We start from the raw sequence: 15,909 nt of genomic DNA, 5'->3' as shown, positions 1-15,909 counted from the left end.
TGACGGGGTCAACTATGTTCCATAGAAGTTCCTCGTCTGTTCCGGACGGAGAACCGCCATGCTCACGCGCAAGCAGCACGAACTCGTCTGCTTCATCAATGATCGCCTCAACGATACCGGTGTGTCACCGTCGTTCGAGGAAATGAAGGACGCGCTCGACCTGAAATCCAAGTCGGGCGTCCACCGTCTGATCAGCGCGCTCGAGGAGCGCAACTTCATCCGCCGCCTGCCGAACCGTGCGCGCGCACTCGAAGTGCTGCGGATGCCGGAGCGTCCGGAAAAGCCCGAGAAGAAGGCGCCGGCAAAGTCGTCGAACGTGAAGGCGGCGCCCGCTGCCGCCACGCCGCAGCCCGCCAACGACGTCATCGAGATCCCGCTCCACGGTCGCATCGCCGCGGGCGTCCCGATCGAGGCGTTCGAAGGCAGCACGATGCTCGCCGTCCCCGCCGCGTTGCTGGGCACCGGCGAACATTACGCGCTCGAGGTGTCGGGCGATTCGATGGTCGAGGCCGGCATCCTAGACGGCGACTATGCGCTCATCCGCCGCACCGATATCGCCCGCGATGGCGAGATCGTCGTCGCGTTGATCGAGGACAGCGAAGCCACGCTCAAGTTCTTCCGCCGCGAAGGCGCAATGGTCCGTCTCGACCCGGCCAACCGCGCCTACGACCCGCAGCGCTATGCGCCGGCGCAAGTCCGCGTCCAGGGCAAGCTCTCGGGCATTCTCCGCCGCTACGACTGAAACCGGTACGCCGGCGGGGTGAAACGCCGGGCTGGTCGAGGCCCGGCGTCGAGCGTCGGCGGATCGCGCCACGGATGACGATCGCCCGGCGACAGGATAGTCTCCACCCGGCCAGCGCCCAAGGTGACCGCCACCCCGCCGGTCCGCCGCAACATATTTCGGTCGAGCCGCAACCATCGCGGCGTGCAGCGCCTCGGCAGGTTCCGCTCGCTGACGACGATATCCGCGGTCCGGCACGCGGCGAGCAGCTGGTCGATCGGCACCATATACGCACTCCGCGTCGCAAGAACCCGCCACGTCCGCCCGCCCCCCGCGATATCGGTCACGCAAAGATCCCGACTGCACCGCGCATCGGGCTGGTCGGCCAGGAACAACGGTTCGCCATCAACCCCGCCATTTTCGGCCAGCGTAGCGCGCGTATAATCCCCCGCCCGGTCCCGCAACATCGCCAGTCCCGCCACCGTCCGCACCGCGACATGCCGCCCGTCTCCCGTCACCAGAATGTCCGGCGGGGGTGTCGTCAGCGCCCAGATCGCCCCCACCGCCAACGGCAGAGCGCCCAGCCGTCGCCACCGCGTCCGCCACAGCGCAATCCAGATCCCGCCAACGACCATCAACGCAAACGCCGCAGTCGGCATCGCCGGCAGAGCCCGCACCGACCCCGGCGCATCGGCCACGCGGTGCGCAAGCCACAACAGCGCGTCGAGCGACGCCTGCACCAGCCACCAGACCGGTGCCCCCATCCCCCCGACATCGAGCAGCAGCGCCAGCGCCTCGAGCGGCATCACGACGAACGTCGTCAACGGGATCGCGATGATATTGGCGAACGCACCGTACAAACCCGATTTATGGAAATGAAACACCGCGATCGGCATCAGCGCGACTTCCACCAACAGCCCGGTCAGCAACAGCGACGCCACCCCGCGCCCCAGCTTCCGGACGCGCCCCTCGTCATGCGCGCCGAAAAAGGTCCGGATCGCCGGATGTTCGTGAAACGCCATGATCGCCGTGATCGCAGCAAACGAGAGCTGGAAGCTCGGCCCGGCCGCGGACTCGGGCAGCACGAGCATCACGCACATCGCGCCCGTCGCGACGAGCCGCAACGTCATCGCCTCCCGCCCCATCGCCAACGCCACCAACACCAGCAGTGCGGCGACGCACGAGCGGATCGTCGGCACCTGGCTTCCGGTCAGCAAGGTATAGCCGATCGCCGCCGCCGCCCCCGCCAGCGCCGCGATCACTGGCAACCGCGCATGCAACGCCAGCCACGGACTGAGCGCGAACAGCCGCATCACGATCAGCATCGTCGCCGCCACCGCCGCGGTGATGTGCAACCCGCTGACCGACAGCAGGTGCGCCAGTCCAGCCCGCCGCATCGCCTCCGAATCATCCTCGGTGATCGCGCCGACGTCACCCGTCGCGAGCGCCGCGGCGATACCACCGGCGCTGCCCTCCAGCCGGCTGACGATATGACGGGAAAGCGCGACTCGGATGCCCGCGCCCGATCCGCTCGTCGCCGTCACGACGACCGGGGCAAACCCCCGCCCCGTGGCACCGATCCCACCAAACCACGCGACGCGCGCGAAATCATAGGCACCGGGTACCGCCGGCTGGGGCGGCGGCATAAGCCGCGCGCGCAGCCGGACGATCGCGCCCGTCCCAAGCCCCCCCGGCGCATCCCGCTCGGCCAGATTGACGCGGATCCGGTGCGGCAAGGCGACGGCGTGCCCCGCGGTGTCCGCCCCCTCCCCGACCGGCAGCAGCGTCAGCCGCATGAGCCTGCGCGCCACCAGCGGCTCGATCACCTCGACCTTGGCCGAAAAGCTGGCGATCATCGGGCCACCAAGTACGGGCGCCGCAACCGTTTCCGCGCGAAACCAGATCAGCCCCAGCCCCAGCGCCGCCGCCGCCATGCCGAGGGCCAAGACCCGCGCCGCCCGACCGCCGCGCCCGGTCGCAACACATGCGAGCCCGATCGCCACCAGCCCCAGGATTGCCGACCGCCACGCCGCCGCATCGGGCAACGCAAACCAGAGCGCGATGCCGCCGCCCAACATCACCGGCAGCCACAATACGAGTTGGTCGCGCTCCGCCTCCAGCCAGCACTCGATCGTGCGGCCCGCTCCCGCCATCCAGGGCGGCACGCCTATTTGTCGCCGCCAAGGACGCATGCTAGGGCCGGCGACGGCTGATCCGGCCATCGTTTCTACAGTCTGGGAGCACCCGCGGTTGGGCGCAATATCTGATACGGGCACCGCCAATTCGGCCGCACCCGTTGTTACCCGTTTCGCTCCGTCGCCGACGGGGTTCCTGCATCTTGGCGGCGCGCGCACCGCGCTGTTCAACTGGCTGTTCGCAAAGGCGAACGGCGGCAAGTTCCTGCTCCGGATCGAGGATACCGACCGGGTCCGCTCGACCCAGCCCGCGATCGACGCGATTCTCGACGGGATGCGCTGGCTAGGCCTCGACTGGGACGGCGACGCGGTTATGCAGTTCGCCGGCGCCGAGCGTCATGCGCAGGTCGCGCACGAGATGGTCGCGAACGGCCATGCCTATCGCTGCTACCTGACCAACGAGGAAATCGCCGCTATGCGCGCCGAGGCGCAGGCAGCGAAGAAGCCGCTGCGCATCCGCAGCCCGTGGCGCGATCGCCCGGCGAGCGACGCGCCCGATCTTCCCCACGTCGTCCGCCTCCGCGCGCCGCAGGAAGGCGCGGTCACGATCGAGGACCGCGTGCAAGGGTCGGTCACCGTCCGCAACGAAGAAATCGACGATCTCGTCCTGCTCCGCTCGGACGGCACCCCGACCTATATGCTCGCGGTCGTCGTCGACGATCACGACATGGGCGTCACGCACGTCATCCGCGGCGACGATCACCTCAACAACGCGTTCCGCCAGTTGCCGATCTATCGCGCGATGGGCTGGCCCGAGCCGCTCTACGCGCACATCCCGCTGATCCACGGTCCCGACGGTGCCAAGCTGTCGAAGCGCCACGGCGCGGTCGGCATCGAAGCCTATCGCGACGAGATGGGAATCCTGCCCGAGGCGTTCGACAATTATTTGCTCCGGCTCGGTTGGGGCCACGGCGATGACGAGATCATCAGTCGCGAGCAGGCGATCGAATGGTTCGACCTGTCGGGCGTCGGCAAGTCGCCGTCACGCTTCGATCTCAAGAAGCTCGAAAACCTCAACGGTCACTACATTCGCGAAGCCGACGACGCACGGCTGGCAGAACTAGCCGCCGCACGTCTGGGACACGACCTCCCGACCGGCGGACTCGATCTTCTGACTCGCGCAATGCCGGTCCTGAAGCCGCGGGCAGCGAACCTGAACGAGCTGGCCGAGGGTTCGAATTTTCTGTTCAGCCAGCGCCCATTGGCGATGGATGACGCTGCGGCGAGCCTTTTACAGGGCGAAGCGAGCGCAATTTTGGTCAATGCCCATGCCGAACTTGACGCGCTCGACAAGTGGGATACGGAGGCGCTCGAAGGCGCGGTACGGCGCGTGGCCGAAGCCCGGGGCGTAAAGCTCGGCCAGGTCGCACAGCCGCTTCGCGCCGCGCTGACGGGACGCAAGACGTCGCCGGGGATCTTCGACGTGCTCGACCTGCTCGGGCGCGACGAGAGCCTGGGACGGATCGCCGACCGGATGGCGAGCTGATAAGATTTCGAGGAAGGATACAAGCATGAGCGAGACCGCAAACCTCAAGGTCGACGGCAAGGAATTCGATTATCCGGTAATGTCCGGAACGGTCGGCCCCGATGTCATCGATATTCGCAAGCTGTACGCGCAGACGGACAATTTCACCTATGATCCGGGCTTCACCTCGACGGCGTCGTGCCAGTCGAAGCTGACCTATATCGATGGTGACGCGGGCACGCTGCTGCACCGCGGCTACACGATCGGCGAGCTGGCCGAGCAGTCGAACTTCATGGAAGTCGCCTATCTGCTGCTCAACGGCGAACTGCCGAGCCAGGACGAGCTGGCAAACTTCTCGAACACGATCACGCGCCACACGATGGTGCACGAGCAGCTCGCGCAGTTCTTCCGCGGCTTCCGTCGCGATGCGCATCCGATGGCGATCCTGTGCGGCGTCGTCGGCGCGCTCTCGGCCTTCTATCACGACTCGACCGACATCCACGATCCGGCACAACGCGTCATCGCGTCGCACCGCCTGATCGCCAAGATGCCGACGATCGCCGCGATGGCGTACAAGTACAGCGTCGGCCAGCCGTTCGTCTATCCGGACAACACGCTGAGCTACACCGGCAACTTCCTGAAGATGACGTTCGGCGTCCCCGCCGAGAAGTATGTCGTGAACCCGATCGTCGAAAAGGCGATGGACCGCATCTTCATCCTCCACGCCGATCACGAGCAGAACGCGTCGACCTCGACCGTCCGTCTCGCCGGGTCTTCGGGCGCCAACCCGTTCGCGTGCATCGCGGCCGGCATCGCCTGCCTGTGGGGCCCCGCACATGGCGGCGCGAACGAAGCCGCGCTCAACATGCTGCACGAGATCGGCACGGTCGACCGGATCCCCGAGTTCATCGCGCGCGCGAAGGACAAGAACGATCCGTTCCGCCTGATGGGCTTCGGTCACCGCGTCTACAAGAACTACGATCCGCGCGCGGCCGTCATGCAGACGACCGTCAAGGAAGTGCTCGGCGAGCTGGGCGTGACCGATCCGGTGTTCGACGTCGCGATCGAGCTCGAGCGTCTTGCGCTGAACGATCCGTACTTCATCGAGAAGAAGCTCTTTCCGAACGTTGATTTCTATTCGGGCGTCATCCTGTCGGCGATCGGCTTCCCGACCTCGATGTTCACCGTCCTCTTCGCGCTTGCCCGCACCGTCGGCTGGGTCGCGCAGTGGAACGAGATGATCACCGATCCCGACCAGAAGATCGGCCGTCCGCGCCAGCTGTACAGCGGCCCGACGGCGCGTGACTACGTCCCGATGGACGCACGCTGATGACGACGCTCCGGCCGATCCTGATGATCTTCGGTGTGCTCAGCGCACTGATGGGTCTGCTCTGGATCGGCCAGGGGCTCGGATACGTCCATTGGCCGCAGTCGAGCTTCATGCTCGACCAGCGGCCATGGGCGGATCGCGGCGCATTCCTCGCCGCGTTCGGTTTAGCGCTGATCCTGGTGGCGCGCCGGATCCGCCGGTAACGTCAGCACGAACCGCGCGCCTTGACCGGGTGCGCTCTCGATCGTGAGATCCCCCTGCATCGCCCGCGCCAGACGCCGCGCGATGTACAGGCCGAGCCCGTTGCCGCCGGCCTCCGATGGATCGACCCGCTCGAACTTCTCGAAAATCCGCACTTGGTCCTCAGGCGCGACCCCCTTGCCCGTGTCCGCAACCACGACGGCTGCGCGACCGTCGATCTGCGTCGCGGTGACGATCACCTGCGCCCCACGTGGTGAATAGCGCACCGCATTGCCGACAAGGTTGACGAGGATCTGCAACACGCGCCGGAAATCGCCGAGCGCCGCGACGCGCACGTCGACCGCGGGCCGCGTGATCGTAACATCGGCATTGGCGGCACGCACCGACAACAGCCCCGCCGCGCGGCGGGCGACATCGGCCAGATCGATGGGCTCGGGCACGAGCGTGAAATCGGACCGTTCGACCGCCTGGAGATCGACCAGATCATCGACCAGTTCGAGCAGATGGCGTCCGGCGCTGGCGATGTCGGCGGCATAGTCGGCATAATCGCCCTGCACCGGCCCATCGGCCTGCGCGTTGATGCTGTCGGCATTGGCGACGATCCGCGCGAGCGGTATTCGCAACGCCTTGTCGAGCCCGCTGGTAAAGGTCGGCGACAGCGTTTCCGTCTCGGCCGGCGGTGCGACATCGTCGACCACCATCCGCGCCGCGCCGACGAACCCGGCGAAATCGCCCGAGGCATCGTGACGGACGCTGGCCGTGAGCGTCACGGCACGCCCCGAACTCCGCAGCCGCGCAGGCTGCGCGATCAACGGCCGGCGCCTTGCCAGTGAATCGAGGATAGGCAACGTCCCGTCGGATCCGGTATCGAGCGAGAACATCGCCGTCAGCGGCTGGCCGAGCAGCGCGAACGCGTCGAAGCCATGCTTGGGCCCTGCATCCAGCGTAACGAACGTCAGCCGCAGCGCCGCATCGGTTTCCCACCGCCAGTCGGTGTCGCTGCCGAGAAACGCGTCCTGCGTATCGGGCGAGGCGCGTACCGGCCGCCACGCCGCGATCTCGCGCCAGCCGCTCACCGTCAGCCGCACATTCTCGCCATCGGGTTGCGCACGCACCCAGAGATCAACATCCGTCTCGTCATCGGCGACCACCACGCCGCGCGACACGACGATACCGAGCCGCCGCGCGAGCCGCGCGATCGTCGCGAGTTGCGGCACCGCCAGCGGCGCGCCGCGCATTCCGCCCGCGCGCTGGTTCAACGCGATCAACGCGGGGTCCGCGAACGACAGCGAACCGTCGGGCGCGACGATGGCGTGGGCGATCGGGCTTTCGGTCGAAGGGTCGAACGCGCTCATCGGCGTTCCGTACGCGCCAGCGCGCGCAACGCCATGCGAAAATCGCGGTTCAGTGCCAGCGGTGCGATGGACGCCCGCGCGTCCTCGACGCCGATCGAAACGATCGCGTCCAACGCGTCCGCAAACGCCTCGATATCGCGGCGCGGATCGGCTTCCGACAGCGCGAGACCGATCCTGGCGATGGTCGGTCGATCCATGTCGAGCGCCCGCAACGCGAGCCAGAGTCGGTCGCCCTCGGGATCGAGCGTGATCGCCCGCGCCTGATCGAACGCGATACCCAGCGCATGCGCCAGCACCGCGACGAACAGCGAGAGCCGCCGATCGCCGATCGATTCGACCAGCACCGCGGCCAGTTCATTGGGTCGCGCATCGAGCGCCGCGGCCAGTCGCGTGGCGACCGCATCGGGACGCTCGCCCTCGTCATGTGCCGCCAAGCTGCGCTGGGCCGCATCGGTGATCGCGCGATCGCTGTCGCGTGCCGCGGTCTTCAAGCCATCGCGGATCGCCGCGGCCACCCACCAGACCAGGCGATGATGGAGTTCCGCGGGCAGTTCGCTGCCCCCGACATGCCCCTGTTCGTTCGCCACCCGCCGCCGGCTTTCCGCGGCCAGCAGCGCCGAGGCCGCCGATGCGACGACGCTGTCGGGCACGCCCGCCAACCGCACCAGCAGGCTCGCTTCATCGGGTTCGGCCACCTCGACCGGCAACGATGCCGCGATCAGATCATGGCGAACCCGCGCGATCAGTTCGTCCATCAGGTCTTCGTCGCGCAGCAGCCCGGCGCGCGTCAGCCGCTCGAGCACGGTCCCCGCCCCCGCCTTCAGCATCGCTTCGCCCGCACGCGTCGCGCCGCCGCCGACCAGCAGCCGCGCTGCGTGCCGCCTTATGTCCCACTCGATCGCCCCGACGATCGCGCCGAGCACCTGCGCCAGCAACAGACGCGTGCGGTCGTCGAGCCGCGCGTCCGCATCCAGGAAAAAGTCGGCGATCGTCCCCGCCAGCCGCGTCTCGGCGCGCAGACGCGCACGCTCGGCCCGTTCCATTGGATCATAGGACGGCATAGCGTCTTGCATCGTTGGGCCGGCCGACATGATCCGTGTTTAGCCCCCCGGTCGTTAAGGTCCGCCTAAGGCGCGCGACGCAATCGTTCGATCGCCGCCGCCAGCGTGGTCGTGGCATAGACCGCGGTCACGCCCAAACCGAACACCGGAAATCCGATCAGCGCGAACACCGCAATCACCAGCAGATACGCGGCCGGACTGCCCCACCACAGCCGGCGCTCGCGTTCGAGAATGGCGCGCTCCGCCAATCCGCCGAGCGCGACCGTCGCGGTCCCGATCGCCAGCGCGGTGTTGTCGCCCGCATAGCCGCTGACGAAGAATGCGAAGACGAGAATCGCAACCGCAACGACGCCGCCGATCGCCATCGTCTGCCAGCGCGCCATCGGTGCCTCGTCGCGAAGCCCGCTCAGCACCGAACCCAGCGCCAGTGCGATGCACCCGACCAACGCCAGCACCAGCCCCGTCGACGACAGGCCGAAGCCGATCGTCACCAACCCGGCGACACCGAGCGCAAGCCCGGCCGCACCGACGGTCGTTCCCGCCGCACCGCGATCGACCAGCAATGGCAGCGCGAGCCGCGCGATCGGCGCGAGCACGAACCGGTCGAACCAGCCGCGCCGCCCCGACACGATCGTCATCAGCACCGCGCGGCCGCGTTCCTCCAGCGTCCGCGCCTGCCGCTCGATCCCGTGGCCGCCGCGCACCGCATCGGTCGGCAGCAGCACGTGGATCGCACGCGACTGCACCGCCAATCGCAGCAACGACGACTGAAGATCATAGTCCTGTGGCAGCGCCGCCACCTCGGCGATCCGGCTCGAGCTCAGCCGCGCCACGCCCGCCCACGCCATTTGCCCGCCGACGCGTTCGAAACCGGGCCCCGCATCGCTCTCGGGTACGACGAGCAGGCAATCCCCCTCCTCGCTCGCCATTGCCTTGACGATCGCGTCGGTCGTCACCAGCCCGTCGCCCAGCATCAGGACGCGCGCGAGCGGGTGCAATCTCTCCACCGCCTCGGTCGCGGAGCGCACCGTATCGACGCTCACGCCACGCCGGCCGATGCGGTTGATCGCACCGAGCAGTTCGGGCGTCATGCGCGCAACGACGACGATCACCTGCGACACACCGGCCGCGATCAGCAACCGCGCCTGATACTCGATAAGGGTGACGCCGCTGAACGGCAGCGTCGCAGCCAGACGATCAGGGCGATCGTCGGCGTCATGAATTGCAAATAATAGGCCGGCAAGCATCGTTGGCTGTTAGGCCGTACGCGTCGTCCTGCAAAGCCCGCGTTCTGCCGAACCACCGTGCGCCGCGGTTCGGTTCGACGTGAGGCCCGCAAAATAGGGCCGAGAAAGCGCTCTGGACCCGCGCGACCACGTCTGGGCCGCCGCTATGATAGGCCGTGCCGCCCTCATTACCCGATGGATGCGTAACGGATCGTCGCATCATCCGTTTTGTCCGGCCGCAAACCGTGATACCCCCAATGTTCATGAACGGGGGTTCGTCAATGATCGGGTTTCGTGCGGCGGCAGGCAATGCCCATCCCATTCGCGCGGACATCGTGATGGATCCGGTGATAGAAGACATGTCCGAAACCGTCGCTGAACATCAATTCGACGAGGTGTATCAAGAGCCTGCGGCTGAACGTGGCAAGCTTTACGCCAGTATCGCCGTCGCGATCGTGGTCGTCTGGCTCGCCGCCATGCTGTGGATCGCGCGCGGTGCGCTCGCGACGGTCGAGCCCATCGCGCTCGTCCAGTTCATCGCCGCGCTGTGCGTCGTGCCGGCGCTTGTCGGGATCGTCTGGCTGCTCGCGATGCGCACCAGCCGTGCCGAGGCGCACCGGTTCGGCATCACCGCGCAGGCGATGCGTGACGAGGCGGCCAGCCTCGAGCGTACCGTCGCCGCGCTGTCGAACACCATCGACGCAAACCGCGCGCAGCTTGCACAGCAGCTCGACGCGCTGATGGCGATGGGCGGCGGCGCGACCGAACAGCTCGCGGCGATCGGTCGCGGTATGGTCTCCGAAATCGACCAGGCCGCCGCGCACGCGCGCAATCTCGCGACCTCGACCGCCGGCGCGCAGACCAGCCTCGGCGTCCTGATCGCCACCCTCCCCCGCGCGCAGGCGGATATCGACGACGTCGCCAAGCGGCTCGAACGCACCGGTCTGTCAGCGAGCGAACACGCCGCCGCGCTCGACGCGCAGATCGTCGCGCTCGCCGAACGCGGTCGTGAGGCCGATACGATGGCCAGCGGCGCGGCGCAGCGCCTCGCCGCGCATATCGTCCGCATGGAGGCGACCAGCCAGACCGCGGGCGCGCATCTCGAATCGGTCACCGATGGCATGTCCGGCGCGGTCGACGCGCTGCTCACCCGCACCGCCGATGCGGTCGACGAAGCACGCAAAGGTATCGCCGCACAGGGCGACGCGATGCTGGCGATGGTCGGCGCGAACCAGGCGGCACTCGACAGTGCCGCACGCGACAGCGCCGAAGCGCTCGCCCGCCGCATCGCCACCGTCGAGGATGCGATCGAGCGGGTCGCGATCCGCCTCGACCTGCAACGCGGCGCGGTTGAGCGGATCGTCGACGACCTCCACACCGGGCTAGGAGAAGTCGAAGCGCGGATCGAGGCGCTCCACACCCACGGCACCGAACGCACCCGCGGCCTCGCCGCATCGATCGGCGCGCTCGGCGGATCGGCGGATGCGATGACCGAAGCGCTGCGCGCCGGCGACGCGATGGCGCACCGGACGATCACGACGACCGAGACGCTGCTGGTCGCGCTGGACGCGGCCGCGCGCGAGATCGACGAGACGATGCCCGAAGCGCTCGGCCGGCTCGATTCGCATGTTCTCGCGAGCAAGAGCATCGTCGTCTCGGCTCGCCCCGACCTGCTCGCGCTCGTCACCGCGGCGGAGAGCACGCACGACGCGATCGAGGCGATCGCGGGCGTCATCGGCGAACAGCGCCATGTCCTCGATACGCTGTCGACCGACCTGCTCAACACGCTCAACACCGGCCGCGCCAAGGCCGATGCGCTCGGCCAGATGGTCGACGAGGCGATCGGCCGCACGCAGCATTTCGCCGAAGACGCCGCGCCGCAGTTGATCGAGGCACTGCACAGGGTCCGCGAAACCGCGACGGTCGCCGCCGACAAGGCGCGCGAGACGCTCTCGAAGGTCATACCCGAAGCCGCAGCCGCGCTCGGCGCCGCGAGCGCCGACGCCATGCGCCGCGCAACGAACGATACCGTCGAACGCCAGGTCCGGGCGCTCACCGACGCCACCGACGCGGCCGTCGACGCCGCAACCGGTGCGACCGAGCGGCTGGCGCGCGAAGTCCAGGCGATCGTCGACAAGACCGCAATCGTCGAAACACGGATCGAAGAGGCGCGCACCGAACGCGAGGACGCGGACAGCGATACCTTCGCGCGCCGCGTGTCGCTGCTGATCGAATCGCTCAATTCGGCCTCGATCGACATCACCAAGGCGATCGCACCCGAAATCTCCGACAGCGCATGGGGCGCGTATCTCAAGGGCGATCGCGGCGTCTTCACGCGCCGCGCCGTCCGGATCCTCGACGCGAGCGAAGTGCGCGAGATCGCCGGCCTCTACGACGACGACGAGACGTTCCGCGAGATGGTCAACCGCTACATCCACGACTTCGAGGCGATGCTCCGCGCGATCCTGACGCAGCGCGACGGCTCGCCGCTGGGCGTGACTTTGTTGTCGTCGGACATGGGCAAGCTGTACGTGGCGCTCGCGCAGGCGATCGAGCGGCTGCGCTGACCCGCATCAACCAGGAGTTTTCGAAATGATCCAGCGCCACCGCTAACGCGGCCCTCGCCAGCGGAGCAATCCGCCGACCGGACTCACATTTCGAGACTCCTATGCAAAGATTGAACACCAAGACGTGCGTCGTCACCGGCGCAGCGCGTGGCATCGGCCGCGCCATCGCCGAGCGCTTTCATGACGAGGGCGCGGACGTCATCCTGACCGATATCGACGAGACCGCCGGCCAGCAGGCCGCCGCGGCGATCGGATGCCGCTTCCAAAGACTTGACGTCCGGGACGAGGCGGACTGGCAGCGACTGGCGGACTACGTCCCGATCGTCGACGTGGTCGTCAACAATGCGGGTGTGACGGGTTTCGAGGGCGGCATGGGCCCCCACGATCCCGAACAGGCCAGCCTCGCGGACTGGCGCGCAGTCCATGCGGTCAATCTCGACGGCACGTTTCTCGGCTGCCGCTATGCGATCGGTGCGATGAAAGCGGCGGGTAATGGCGCGATCATCAACATCTCGTCGCGCTCGGGACTGGTCGGCATACCCCTCGCCGCGGCCTATGCGTCGTCCAAGGCGGCGATCCGCAACCACAGCAAGACGGTGGCGCTCTACTGCGCGCAGCAGGGGTGGAAGATTCGCTGCAACTCCGTGCATCCCGCCGCGATCCTGACGCCGATGTGGGAACCGATGCTGGGCACCGGGCCCGACCGCGACGCACGGATGCAGGCGCTGGTGGCCGACACCCCGCTCAAGCGCTTCGGCATGCCGCACGAGGTCGCCGCCGTCGCGGTAATGCTCGCCTCAGACGAGGCGACGTATATCACGGGTACCGAGATCAACATCGACGGCGGCCTGCTGGCCGGCTCGGCCGCGTCGCCGGGGTGATAACCCTCCCTAATCCTCCCCCGCAAGGGGGAGGTGGCACCGAAGGTGACGGAGGGGGAGGACACGGAACAGAGGTTTGCGCCTACCGCCCCCCCCGTCTGGCAAGTGCCAGCCAGCTCCCCCTGGCGGGGGAGGATTTAGCGGGTCACCATATTCCCGCGGTCGAACAGATCGACGCTCTGCGGCGTGATCCACCCATAATAATAATTGAGCTGGAACAGCACGAACAACACCGTCGCCACCACCGTCACGCGCAACGCCGTCCGCCCCGACCGAAACTCATCCGGCGCACTCTCAGCCTGACCGGGGACGAGTTCGCCCCCGGCCTCCGGCGTCGTGCGCACGCCGAACGGCAGGACCAGGAACACCGAGAACGCCCAGAACAGGACGTAGATCGCGAGTGCCGAGGTCCAGCGCACGGGCTCAGCCCTCGATCAACAGGACGTCGACGATCGGCTGCTTGCCCGTCCAGCGCTTGGCGACCTTGCGCACCGCGAGCCGGATCTGCTCGCGCATCTTGTCGCTCTCGCGCTTGCCCCCACGCACCGTGTCGCCCGCCGCCTGCACCGCGTCGGTGATGAACGCCGCGCGGTCTTCCTCGACCGGCACGCCCTGCACGCGCACCTGCGGCTGGCCGACCATGCGGCCATCCTTGCCGAGCGCGACCGCGACCGAGATCTGGCCGTTGATCGCCAGCTTGCGACGCTCGGCGATCGTCGCGCCGTCGGCGGGCAGGATCACGTCGCCATCGAGCACGAGACGCCCGACGGTCGCGTTACCGATCTTCACCGGGCCCTTGGGCGCGAGCCGGACGATGTCGCCATTGCTCTGCACGAGCGCGCGCGGGATACCCTGTTCGAGACCGAAGCGCGCATGCTCCATCATGTGGCGCATCTCGCCATGCGTCGGGATCAGCACGTCGGGGCGCAGCCAGTCATACATCTGCGCAAGCTCGGGGCGCCCCGGATGACCCGAGACATGCACGTGCGCCTGCCGCTCGGTGATCATGCGGATGCCCTTGGCCGCCAGCGTGTTCTGGATGCGACCGATCTGGACCTCGTTGCCCGGGATCTGCTTCGACGAGAAGATCACCGTGTCGTCGGCCTCGAGCGTGATAGTGTGGCTGCCATTGGCGACACGCGCCAGCGCCGCGCGTTCCTCGCCCTGACCACCGGTGGCGATGATCAGCACCTTGTTCTTGGGCAGACGCATTGCCTCATCGGGGCTGATCGTGTCGGGGAAGTCCTTCAGATAGCCCGTCGCGCGCGCGACCTTGATGATCCGGTCGAGCGAACGGCCCGTCACGCACAGCTTGCGCCCGGTTTCCTTGGCCACTTCGCCGAACGTGTGCAGACGCGCCGCGTTCGAAGCGAAGCTCGTGATCATCACCCGGCCCTTGGCCTTGCTCACTTCCTCGAACAGACCCTTGCGCACGGTGCTCTCGCTACCCGAAGCCTTGTCGTTGAGGATGTTGGTCGAATCGCAGACCAGGACGTCGACGCCCTTGTCGCCGATCGCCATGAAGCCCTCGGGCTTGGTCGGGTTGCCGATGACCGGCGTCGCGTCGAGCTTCCAGTCGCCGGTGTGGAACACGCGGCCAAAAGGCGTATCGATCAGCAGCGCGTTCGCCTCGGGGATCGAATGCGACATCTCGACGAAGGTGAAGCCGAACGGCCCGAGCTGGAAGTTGCCGCCCATCGGGATCATCTTGAGCTTCACGCGGTTGGCGATGCCCTCTTCCTCGAGCTTGCCGCGGATCAGCCCCATCGTGAACGGGGTCGCATAGATCGGCACGCCAAGGTCTTCGGCGAGGTACGGCAGCGAGCCGATATGATCCTCATGCCCGTGCGTGATGACGATGCCGAGCAGATCGTCGATCCGGTCCTCGATAAAGGACAGGTCGGGCAGAATCACGTCGACGCCGGGATATTGCGGATCAGCAAAGGTGATGCCGAGGTCGACCATCACCCACTTGCCCTGGCAGCCGTACAGGTTGACGTTCATGCCGATTTCGCCGGAGCCGCCTAGGCCACAGAAAAGCAGTTCGTTCTTCGGAGTCATTGATTACTTTCAGGATTACACAGGAATATGGCCCTCAGGCCGGTGGCGCGAGCCAAATGGCCCTAGATATGGTGACGGTCCCACATCATCGCCAGCCCCTGGATCGTCAGGTCGGCTTCGATGACGTCGAACACGTCGGTCTGTTTCTCGAATAAGGTGGCGAGGCCGCCGGTGGCGACGACCTTCACGGGGCGGCCGATCTCGCGCTTCATGCGCGCGACCAGCCCCTCGATCATCGCCACATAGCCCCAATAGATGCCGATATGCATCTGCGAGACGGTGTTGAGCCCAATGACGCTCGTATCGGTCGGCGCCTCGATCGCGATGCGCGGCAGCTTGGCCGCCGCGGTGACGAGCGCGTCGAGCGACAGGTTGATGCCTGGCGCGATGATCCCACCCTTGTACGCGCCGCTATAATCGACGACGTCGAACGTGGTCGCTGTGCCGAAATCGATGACGATCAGGTCGCCGGCATGCAACGCATGCGCGGCGATCGTGTTGACCGCGCGGTCCGCACCAAGCGAGGCGGGCTCGTCGACATCGATCGCGATGCCCCATTCGACCGGGGCATGCCCTGCGATCAGCGCGTCGGTCCCGAAATATTTCGACGCGAGCACCTGGAGGTTGTGGAGCGCGCGCGGCACGACGGTGGCGACAATGACGCCCTCTACCGCAGTACGATCATGCCCGCCGAGCTGCATCAGCTGGCTCAGCCACACCGCATATTCGTCCGCAGTACGCCGCGGATCGGTCGCGATCCGCCAGCGCGCGACGATCTCGCCGCTCTCGACAAGCGCGAACACGACATTGGTATTGCCGGCATCGATCGCGAGCAGCATCAGCGGG

The 15,909-nt window shown here is 67.3% G+C and carries 13 protein-coding genes; 6 read left to right on the top strand and 7 right to left on the bottom strand.

Annotated features, from left to right (window positions below; genetic code table 11):
- The first annotated feature begins 58 nt into the window (after positions 1-58).
- A complete protein-coding gene (gene lexA, locus C8J26_RS08600; RefSeq protein WP_107957509.1) occupies positions 59-742 on the top strand; it encodes a transcriptional repressor LexA in 684 nt (227 codons plus the stop codon).
- Here lexA and C8J26_RS08595 read toward each other — a convergent pair.
- Positions 733-2,874 (bottom strand): ComEC/Rec2 family competence protein, encoded by a 2,142-nt coding sequence (locus tag C8J26_RS08595; RefSeq protein ID WP_208631362.1) that lies wholly within the window; start codon positions 2,872-2,874, stop codon positions 733-735. The two genes, lexA and C8J26_RS08595, sit on opposite strands and share 10 nt — an antisense overlap.
- Positions 2,875-2,971: 97 nt before the next feature.
- Here C8J26_RS08595 and gltX point away from each other — a divergent pair, with 97 nt between their 5' ends.
- The 3 genes from gltX to C8J26_RS08580 are packed head-to-tail and all read left to right on the top strand — an operon-like array spanning position 2,972 to position 5,914.
- Entirely contained in the window at positions 2,972-4,402 is a 1,431-nt protein-coding gene (gene gltX, locus C8J26_RS08590; protein ID WP_244185219.1) for a glutamate--tRNA ligase, read from the top strand.
- Positions 4,403-4,427: 25 nt separating this feature from the next.
- Positions 4,428-5,711 carry a citrate synthase gene (locus C8J26_RS08585; RefSeq protein ID WP_107957507.1) on the top strand — a complete coding sequence of 428 codons (1,284 nt, stop codon included), beginning with the start codon at positions 4,428-4,430 and terminating at the stop codon, positions 5,709-5,711.
- A complete protein-coding gene (locus C8J26_RS08580; protein WP_107957506.1) occupies positions 5,711-5,914 on the top strand; it encodes a hypothetical protein in 204 nt (67 codons plus the stop codon). Before C8J26_RS08585 ends, C8J26_RS08580 begins: the two co-directional genes overlap by 1 nt.
- On the opposite strand, the gene C8J26_RS08575 is transcribed toward C8J26_RS08580, so the two are convergent.
- From C8J26_RS08575 to C8J26_RS08565, 3 genes are all read right to left on the bottom strand, one after another.
- The gene (locus C8J26_RS08575) at positions 5,876-7,267 is read right to left on the bottom strand and encodes a sensor histidine kinase (protein WP_107957505.1); all 1,392 of its coding nucleotides are present in this window, start codon (positions 7,265-7,267) and stop codon (positions 5,876-5,878) included. The genes C8J26_RS08580 and C8J26_RS08575 overlap by 39 nt on opposite strands.
- Positions 7,264-8,328: a DUF2336 domain-containing protein gene (locus C8J26_RS08570; protein ID WP_234422745.1), complete on the bottom strand. Its 1,065-nt coding sequence runs from the start codon at positions 8,326-8,328 to the stop codon at positions 7,264-7,266. The genes C8J26_RS08575 and C8J26_RS08570 overlap by 4 nt, the downstream gene beginning before the upstream one ends.
- Positions 8,329-8,393: 65 nt before the next feature.
- Positions 8,394-9,575, bottom strand: coding sequence for a hypothetical protein (locus tag C8J26_RS08565; protein ID WP_107957503.1), 1,182 nt, complete (start codon positions 9,573-9,575; stop codon positions 8,394-8,396).
- 260 nt (positions 9,576-9,835) lie between these two features.
- Here C8J26_RS08565 and C8J26_RS08560 point away from each other — a divergent pair, with 260 nt between their 5' ends.
- Together C8J26_RS08560 and C8J26_RS08555 are read left to right on the top strand one after the other, a co-directional pair.
- Positions 9,836-12,121, top strand: a complete 2,286-nt coding sequence (locus C8J26_RS08560; RefSeq protein WP_244185218.1) for a coiled-coil domain-containing protein — start codon at positions 9,836-9,838, stop codon at positions 12,119-12,121.
- A 101-nt stretch (positions 12,122-12,222) separates the two neighbouring features.
- Positions 12,223-13,002 (top strand): SDR family oxidoreductase, encoded by a 780-nt coding sequence (locus C8J26_RS08555; RefSeq protein ID WP_107957502.1) that lies wholly within the window; start codon positions 12,223-12,225, stop codon positions 13,000-13,002.
- A gap of 137 nt (positions 13,003-13,139) precedes the next feature.
- Here the strand turns inward: C8J26_RS08555 and C8J26_RS08550 are convergent, their stop codons facing one another.
- The 3 genes from C8J26_RS08550 to C8J26_RS08540 all read right to left on the bottom strand — a co-directional run bounded on the left by C8J26_RS08550 (position 13,140) and on the right by C8J26_RS08540 (position 15,902).
- Positions 13,140-13,421 carry a DUF1467 family protein gene (locus C8J26_RS08550; protein ID WP_056418108.1) on the bottom strand — a complete coding sequence of 94 codons (282 nt, stop codon included), beginning with the start codon at positions 13,419-13,421 and terminating at the stop codon, positions 13,140-13,142.
- A 4-nt stretch (positions 13,422-13,425) separates the two neighbouring features.
- Positions 13,426-15,063 carry a ribonuclease J gene (locus C8J26_RS08545; protein ID WP_107957501.1) on the bottom strand — a complete coding sequence of 546 codons (1,638 nt, stop codon included), beginning with the start codon at positions 15,061-15,063 and terminating at the stop codon, positions 13,426-13,428.
- A 62-nt stretch (positions 15,064-15,125) separates the two neighbouring features.
- Positions 15,126-15,902: a type III pantothenate kinase gene (locus C8J26_RS08540; RefSeq protein WP_107957500.1), complete on the bottom strand. Its 777-nt coding sequence runs from the start codon at positions 15,900-15,902 to the stop codon at positions 15,126-15,128.
- Positions 15,903-15,909 lie beyond the last annotated feature (7 nt).

This window comes from Sphingomonas aurantiaca, from assembly GCF_003050705.1.
Taxonomy (GTDB): Bacteria; Pseudomonadota; Alphaproteobacteria; order Sphingomonadales; family Sphingomonadaceae; genus Sphingomonas; species Sphingomonas aurantiaca.
This window is presented reverse-complemented; position numbering and strand designations above follow the sequence as displayed.